Raw genomic sequence first — 6,224 nt, 5'->3', positions numbered from 1 at the left:
GCCAGCGCCTGGTGGCCGACCTGCGGCGCGCCGCCGCGGCCGAGCAGCAGCAGGCAGCCGGCCACCAGCAGCGCGGCGGCCAGCCACAGCGCCTGGTCGCCGGCGGTGCCGAGAACGCCGAGCAACAGCGGCCCGCACAGCTGGCTGAGGGCGAAACCGGTGCCGTACAGCGCCACCAGGCGGCCGCGCCAGGCGTCGCTGGCCAGCTGGTTGATCCAGCTCTCGCCGAGCACGAACACCACGGTCAGCGAGACACCCAGCAGCAGGCGCAGCAGCAACCACAGCCCGTAGTCCGGCCACAGCGCCAGCGCCGCCACGGACAGGGCGCTGAGCAGCAGGCTCAGCTGCAGGCTGCGCGGCGTGCCGCACAGGGCGGCGAAGGCGTGGGTCAGGCGCGCGCCGAGCAGCACGCCGAGCGCCGGCATGGCCGCCATCACGCCGATGGCGAACTGGCCGTAGCCCCAGGCGTCCAGGCGCAGCGACACCAGCGGCAGGCTGAGGCCCAGGGCCAGGCCGACCAGCACCACCGCTCCGGTCACCGCACAGTAGGTAGCCCAGCGCACGCCTGCCCTCCTCGCCACAACGACGCGGCCGGACCTCCCGTAACGGGAAGCCCGGCCGTCTTCAGGCCCGCCGGCCGGCGGACTTACAGCTTGATCCAGGTCGCCTTGATCTCGGTGTACTTGTCGAAGGCGTGCAGCGACTTGTCGCGGCCGTTGCCCGACTGCTTGAAGCCGCCGAACGGCGCGGTCATGTCGCCGCCATCGTACTGGTTGATCCACACGCTGCCGGCGCGCAGCGCCTTGGCGGCCAGGTGGGCCTTGGACAGGTTGCCGGTCCACAGCGCGGCGGCCAGCCCGTAGGGGGTGTCGTTGGCGATGCGGATGGCCTCGTCGAGGTCGTCGAAGGCGATCACCGACAGCACCGGGCCGAAGATCTCCTCGCGGGCGATCTTCATGGCGTTGCTCACCCCGTCGAACACCGTCGGCGCGACGAACACCCCGCCGGTCTCGGCCAGCACCCGGCCGCCGCCGCAGCGCAGCTGGGCGCCCTCGGCGTGGCCGGCGGCGATGTAGCCGAGCACGGTATTGAGCTGCTGCTCGTCGACCAGCGCGCCGACGTTGGTCGCCGGATCGAGCGGGTGGCCGGGCTGCCAGCGCTGCACTTCCTCGAGCAGCAGGGTCATGAACTGGTCCTTGATCGAGGCCTCCACCAGCAGGCGCGAGCCGGCGGTGCACACCTCGCCCTGGTTGAAGCAGATCGCGCTGGCCGCGGCACGGGCGGCGGCGCGCAGGTCGGGGGCATCGGCGCAGACGATGTTCGGGCTCTTGCCGCCGGCCTCCAGCCACACACGCTTCAGGTTCGACTCGCCGGCGTAGATCATCAGCTGCTTGGCGGTGCGCGTGGAGCCGGTGAACACCAGGGTGTCGACGTCCATGTGCAGCGCCAGCGCCTTGCCGACCGTGTGGCCGTAACCGGGCAGCACGTTGAGCACGCCAGCGGGGATGCCGGCCTCGACCGCCAGGCGGGCGATGCGGATCGCGGTCAGCGGCGACTTCTCCGAGGGCTTGAGCACCACCGAGTTGCCGGCGGCCAGCGCCGGACCGAGCTTCCAGCAGGCCATCAGCAGCGGGAAGTTCCACGGCACGATGGCGGCGACCACGCCGACCGGCTCGCGGGTGACCAGCCCCAGCTGGTCGTGCGGGGTCGGCGCCACCTCGTCGTAGAGCTTGTCGATGGCCTCGGCGCACCAGCGGATGGCGCGCACCGCGGCCGGCAGGTCGACCTTCAGGGCGTCGCCGATCGGCTTGCCCATGTCGAGGGTCTCGAGCAGCGCCAGCTCCTCGTCGTGGGCCTCGAGCAGGCCGGCGAAGCGCAGCAGCACCGCCTTGCGCCTGGCCGGCGCCATCCGCGACCAGGTTCCCGCCTCGAAGACGGCGCGGGCATCGGCGACCGCCCGCTCGGCGTCGGCGCCGTCGCAGCTGGCCACCCGGGCCAGCAGGCGGCCATCGATCGGACTGATGCAGTCGAAGGTCGCGCCGCACGCCGCCGGCGCGTACTCGCCATGGACGAAGGCCCGCCCCTCGATGTGCAGGATGCTGGCGCGGTGTTCCCATTCGATGCGGCTCGGATTGCTCATGTCCTGTGCTCCGGATGCGGTTGGTCGGAACATCATGGCCGCTGGGGGAAAAGCTGCGCAAGCCGGCGGGGAAAAATCGCCGGCAAGAAAAAACCCGCCACGAGGGGCGGGTTTCTTCTTCAAGGGCCGGATCAATTACTTGATCTTGGCTTCCTTGTAGATCACGTGCTTGCGAACGACCGGATCGTACTTCTTGATCTCGATCTTTTCGGGGGTGGTGCGCTTGTTCTTGTCGGTGGTGTAGAAGTGGCCGGTACCGGCGCTGGACACCAGACGGATCAGGTCACGCATGATGATGCTCCTTAGACTTTTTCGCCGCGGGTGCGGATTTCAGCCAGCACGGCGTCGATGCCGCGCTTGTCGATGACGCGCATGCCCTTGGCCGATACGCGCAGACGCACGAAACGCTTCTCGGACTCGACCCAGAAACGATGGTACTGCAGGTTCGGCAGGAAACGACGACGGGTTTTGTTGTTAGCGTGGGAAATGTTGTTCCCGGTAACCGGACCCTTACCGGTCACTTGACAGACTCTCGACATACCTCAGCCCTCTTGACCACATGCCCAACCCGGCATGGGTTGGCCGCTTGAATCGCTATGAATCTCAGTTTCTTCGGGGGTCTTACCGACCGCGCCAACGGCCTGAAAGGTCGGGCCCCAGAAAAGAGCGCAGTTTTATAGCAGAAAGCCGCCGCACCCGCAAGGCAGATGCAGCGCACCCGACCACCGGACGGGCAAGGAAAACAGGCCGCGCATTCTGTCAGATCCAGCCGTACTCGGCGAGCGAAACCGGCTCGCCGTCGCCGATCACGAAATGATCGAGCACCCGTACCTCGACCAGCGCCAGCGCCTCCTTGAGCTTCTGGGTCAGCTGGCGGTCGGCCTGGCTGGGCTCGGCCACCCCGGAGGGATGATTGTGGGTGAGGATCAGCGCGGCGGCGTTGTGCGCCAGGGCGCGCTTGACCACCTGGCGCGGGTAGACGCTGGCGCCGTCGATCGAGCCATGGAACAGCACCTCGAAGGCCAGCACGCGGTGGCGGGTGTCGAGGAACAGGCAGGCGAACACCTCGTGCGGCTCGTGGCGCAGGCGCGCCTTGAGGTAGTCGCGCACCGCCTGCGGGCTCTCCAGCGCCGAGTCGCGCTGCAGGCGCGCGGCCAGGTGGCGGCGGCCCATCTCCAGCACCGCCTGCAGCTGGGCGTACTTGGCCGGGCCGAGCCCAAGATGGGCGCTGAAGTCGTCCAGCCCGGCCTCCAGCAGCGGACGCAGGCCGCCGAACTCGGCCAGCAGGTGGCGCGCCAGGTCCACCGCGCTGCGCCCGGCCACCCCGGTGCGCAGGAAGATCGCCAGCAGCTCGGCATCGCTCAGTGCTGCGGCGCCCTGCGCCAGCAGCTTCTCCCGCGGCCGCTCGGCGGCCGGCCAGTCCCGGATGCTCATTCCCCACCTCCCTGTGTGCGGCGCGCCCCCATGGCGGCCGGCGCCCGCCCGGCTGCGCTGCCGGCGCGACTGGCGCTGTGCTATCTTAGCCCGCCCGATTTTCAACCCGGCGCCGGCCGTTGTGACCCCGTTCGCGACGCCGCGCAATCCACCTCCATCGCAGAATAAAAAGGCAGGCTCATGCAGCGGTTGCAGCGTAAACGCATCGTCCTGGGAGTCGGCGGCGGCATCGCCGCCTACAAGAGCGCCGAACTGATCCGCCGGCTGCGCGACCAGGGCGCCGAAGTGCGCGTGGTGATGACCCGCGCCGCCCGCGAGTTCATCACCCCGCTGACCCTGCAAGCGCTGTCCGGCCACCCGGTGTTCAACGACCTGCTCGACCCGGCCGCCGAGGCGGCCATGGGCCACATCGAGCTGGCCCGCTGGGCCGACCTGGTGCTGATCGCCCCGGCCACCGCCGACCTGATGGCGCGCCTGGCCCAGGGCATCGCCGACGACCTCTTGACCACCCTGGTGCTGGCCACCGACGCCCCGGTGGCGCTGGCCCCGGCGATGAACCAGGCGATGTGGCGCGACCCGGCGACCCAGGCCAACGCCGAGCTGCTGGTGCAGCGCGGCCTGCGCCTGTTCGGCCCCGACGCCGGCAGCCAGGCCTGCGGCGACGTCGGCCCCGGGCGCATGCTGGAGGCCGACGAGCTGGCGCAACGCGCCGCCGACTGCTTCGAGCGCGGCCTGCTCACCGGCTGCCGGGTGCTGATCACCGCCGGACCGACCCAGGAAGCCATCGACCCGGTGCGCTACATCACCAACCACAGCTCGGGCAAGATGGGCTTCGCCCTCGCCGAGGCCGCCGCCGAGGCCGGCGCCGCGGTGACCCTGGTCAGCGGCCCGGTGCACCTGGCCACCCCGCAGCGGGTCAGCCGGGTCAACGTGGTCAGCGCCCGCGACATGCTGGCCGCCTGCGAGGCGGCGATGCCCTGCGACATCCTGATCGCCGCCGCCGCAGTGGCCGACTACCGCCCCGAGGTGATCGCCGCGCAGAAGATGAAGAAGGACCCGGGCAGCGACGACGGCCTGACCCTGCGCATGGTGCGCAACCCGGACATCCTCGCCACCCTCGCCACCCGCGCCGACCGGCCGTTCAGCGTCGGCTTCGCCGCCGAGACCGAGAACCTGCTCGACTACGCGGCGCGCAAGCTCAGGGACAAGAACCTCGACCTGATCGTCGCCAACGACGTGGCCAACCCGAGCATCGGCTTCAACAGCGAGGAGAACGCGATCACCATCATCGACCGCCAGCTCGCGCAGAATAGTTTTCCGCAGACCAGCAAGGGCAAGATCGCCCGCCAGCTGATCGCCTTCATCGCCGAACGCTACCACCGGAACTGACTCCCGATGCACACACTGCAAGCCCGCATCCTCGATCCGCGCCTGGGCCGCGACTTCCCGCTGCCCGAGTACGCCACGCCCGGCTCCGCCGGCCTCGACCTGCGCGCCATGCTGCAGGAGGCGCTGACCCTCGAGCCCGGACAGACCGTGCTGATCCCCACCGGACTGGCCATCCACGTCGCCGACCCGGGGCTGGCCGCGCTGATCCTGCCGCGCTCGGGCCTGGGCCACAAGCACGGCATCGTCCTCGGCAACCTGGTCGGCCTGATCGACTCCGACTACCAGGGCGAACTGATGGTGTCCTGCTGGAACCGCGGGCAGAGCGCCTTCACCATCGCCGTCGGCGAGCGCCTGGCCCAGCTGGTGCTGGTGCCGGTGGTGCAAGCGCGCTTCGAGCTGGTCGAGCAGTTCGACGACAGCCAGCGCGGCGCCGGCGGCTTCGGCCACAGCGGTCGCCACTGAGCGTTCTTCCACCCCTTCGCGCCGAGTCGCCCATGAAGTCGACCTCCCTCCTGCGCACCCGCCTCCTGCCGGTCGCCGCCGGCAGCCTGCTCGGCCTGCTGGCCGGCAGCGGCCTGCTGCTCCACGCCGGGCAGCAGGCCAGCACGGAAAACCGCCAGCAACTGCTCGCCGCCTGGGCCGCCGGTCCGCTCGGCGCCCTGCAGCAGGGCCTCCACCAGCTCGGCCGGGACACCCGCGACGCCGCCGGCCAGGCCGAGCTGCTCGCCGCCCTGGCCGGCGACCCCGCCAGCCGAGAGACCGCCACCCGGCACCTGCTCGCCCACCGCAGCGACCTGATCGACGCCCAGCTCAACCGGGTCGGCGCCGCCCAGATCGACGAATCGCGGGCGGCACCGCTCAACTTCGCCGCCCTCGACCTGCTGCGCCGCGCCGAACAGGGGCCACCGCCAGCCCCCGAGGCCTACCGGGTCGGCGAGCGCTGGCTGCTGTACAGCGCGGCCGCGGTCGCCGATGCCGGCGGCCGGGTGCAGGGCACCCTGCTGCTGGTACGCGACCTGCAGCAGCTGCTCGAACGCCTGCCGCCGCTGCCGGCCGAGGTCGGCGAACTGCAGCTGCTGCAGCAGTATCCCGACGGCCCGGCGCAGCTGCTGCTGGCGCGCGGCAACGGCGGCGGCGAAGCGCACAGCTGGCCGACCGCCCACCCGCACTGGCAGCTCTCCCTGCGCCCCGGCAGCGCCCTGCAGCCGGCCGCGCCGGCGCCCTGGCAGGGACTGCTGGCCGGCCTGCTGGGGCTGGCCGG

7 protein-coding genes and 1 pseudogene are annotated in these 6,224 nt (G+C 71.0%); 3 read left to right on the top strand and 5 right to left on the bottom strand.

Going from position 1 to position 6,224, the window contains the following annotated elements; all coding sequences use genetic code 11:
- The 5 genes from E5198_RS19945 to radC form a co-directional block, all read right to left on the bottom strand.
- Window positions 1-563, bottom strand: a 563-nt coding sequence (locus E5198_RS19945; protein ID WP_136491665.1) for an MFS transporter, incomplete at its 3' end; no start/stop codon positions are given.
- A gap of 83 nt (window positions 564-646) precedes the next feature.
- Window positions 647-2,140 (bottom strand): aldehyde dehydrogenase, encoded by a 1,494-nt coding sequence (locus E5198_RS19940; protein ID WP_136491664.1) that lies wholly within the window; start codon window positions 2,138-2,140, stop codon window positions 647-649.
- A gap of 135 nt (window positions 2,141-2,275) precedes the next feature.
- Window positions 2,276-2,431 (bottom strand): 50S ribosomal protein L33, encoded by a 156-nt coding sequence (gene rpmG, locus E5198_RS19935; RefSeq protein ID WP_090350581.1) that lies wholly within the window; start codon window positions 2,429-2,431, stop codon window positions 2,276-2,278.
- 11 nt (window positions 2,432-2,442) lie between these two features.
- Window positions 2,443-2,679, bottom strand: coding sequence for a 50S ribosomal protein L28 (rpmB, locus tag E5198_RS19930; RefSeq protein WP_090350585.1), 237 nt, complete (start codon window positions 2,677-2,679; stop codon window positions 2,443-2,445).
- A 220-nt stretch (window positions 2,680-2,899) separates the two neighbouring features.
- Entirely contained in the window at window positions 2,900-3,574 is a 675-nt protein-coding gene (radC, locus tag E5198_RS19925; RefSeq protein WP_136491663.1) for a DNA repair protein RadC, read from the bottom strand.
- Window positions 3,575-3,754: 180 nt separating this feature from the next.
- Between radC and coaBC the strand changes: the two genes are divergently transcribed.
- The 3 genes and pseudogenes from coaBC to E5198_RS19910 form a co-directional block, all read left to right on the top strand.
- Window positions 3,755-4,963, top strand: coding sequence for a bifunctional phosphopantothenoylcysteine decarboxylase/phosphopantothenate--cysteine ligase CoaBC (gene coaBC, locus E5198_RS19920; RefSeq protein ID WP_136491662.1), 1,209 nt, complete (start codon window positions 3,755-3,757; stop codon window positions 4,961-4,963).
- Between the two features lie 6 nt (window positions 4,964-4,969).
- Window positions 4,970-5,425, top strand: a complete 456-nt coding sequence (gene dut, locus E5198_RS19915) for a dUTP diphosphatase (protein ID WP_136491661.1) — start codon at window positions 4,970-4,972, stop codon at window positions 5,423-5,425.
- 32 nt (window positions 5,426-5,457) lie between these two features.
- Window positions 5,458-6,224 (top strand): annotated as a pseudogene (locus E5198_RS19910) (phosphomannomutase/phosphoglucomutase); the annotation flags it as partial.

The organism is Pseudomonas sp. A-1, from assembly GCF_004801855.1.
Lineage (GTDB): Bacteria > Pseudomonadota > Gammaproteobacteria > Pseudomonadales > Pseudomonadaceae > Geopseudomonas.
Note: the sequence above shows the minus strand (reverse complement) of the source record. Positions and strands in the feature narration are given on the sequence as shown.

Excerpts from the sequence above, each read along its gene's own strand:
- rpmG (WP_090350581.1), bottom strand. The coding sequence starts at position 2,431 with ATGCGTGACCTGATCCGTCTGGTGTCCAGCGCCGGTACCGGCCACTTC.
- dut (WP_136491661.1), top strand. The coding sequence starts at position 4,970 with ATGCACACACTGCAAGCCCGCATCCTCGATCCGCGCCTGGGCCGCGAC.
- rpmB (WP_090350585.1), bottom strand. The coding sequence starts at position 2,679 with ATGTCGAGAGTCTGTCAAGTGACCGGTAAGGGTCCGGTTACCGGGAAC.
- radC (WP_136491663.1), bottom strand. The coding sequence starts at position 3,574 with ATGAGCATCCGGGACTGGCCGGCCGCCGAGCGGCCGCGGGAGAAGCTG.
- coaBC (WP_136491662.1), top strand. The coding sequence starts at position 3,755 with ATGCAGCGGTTGCAGCGTAAACGCATCGTCCTGGGAGTCGGCGGCGGC.
- E5198_RS19940 (WP_136491664.1), bottom strand. The coding sequence starts at position 2,140 with ATGAGCAATCCGAGCCGCATCGAATGGGAACACCGCGCCAGCATCCTG.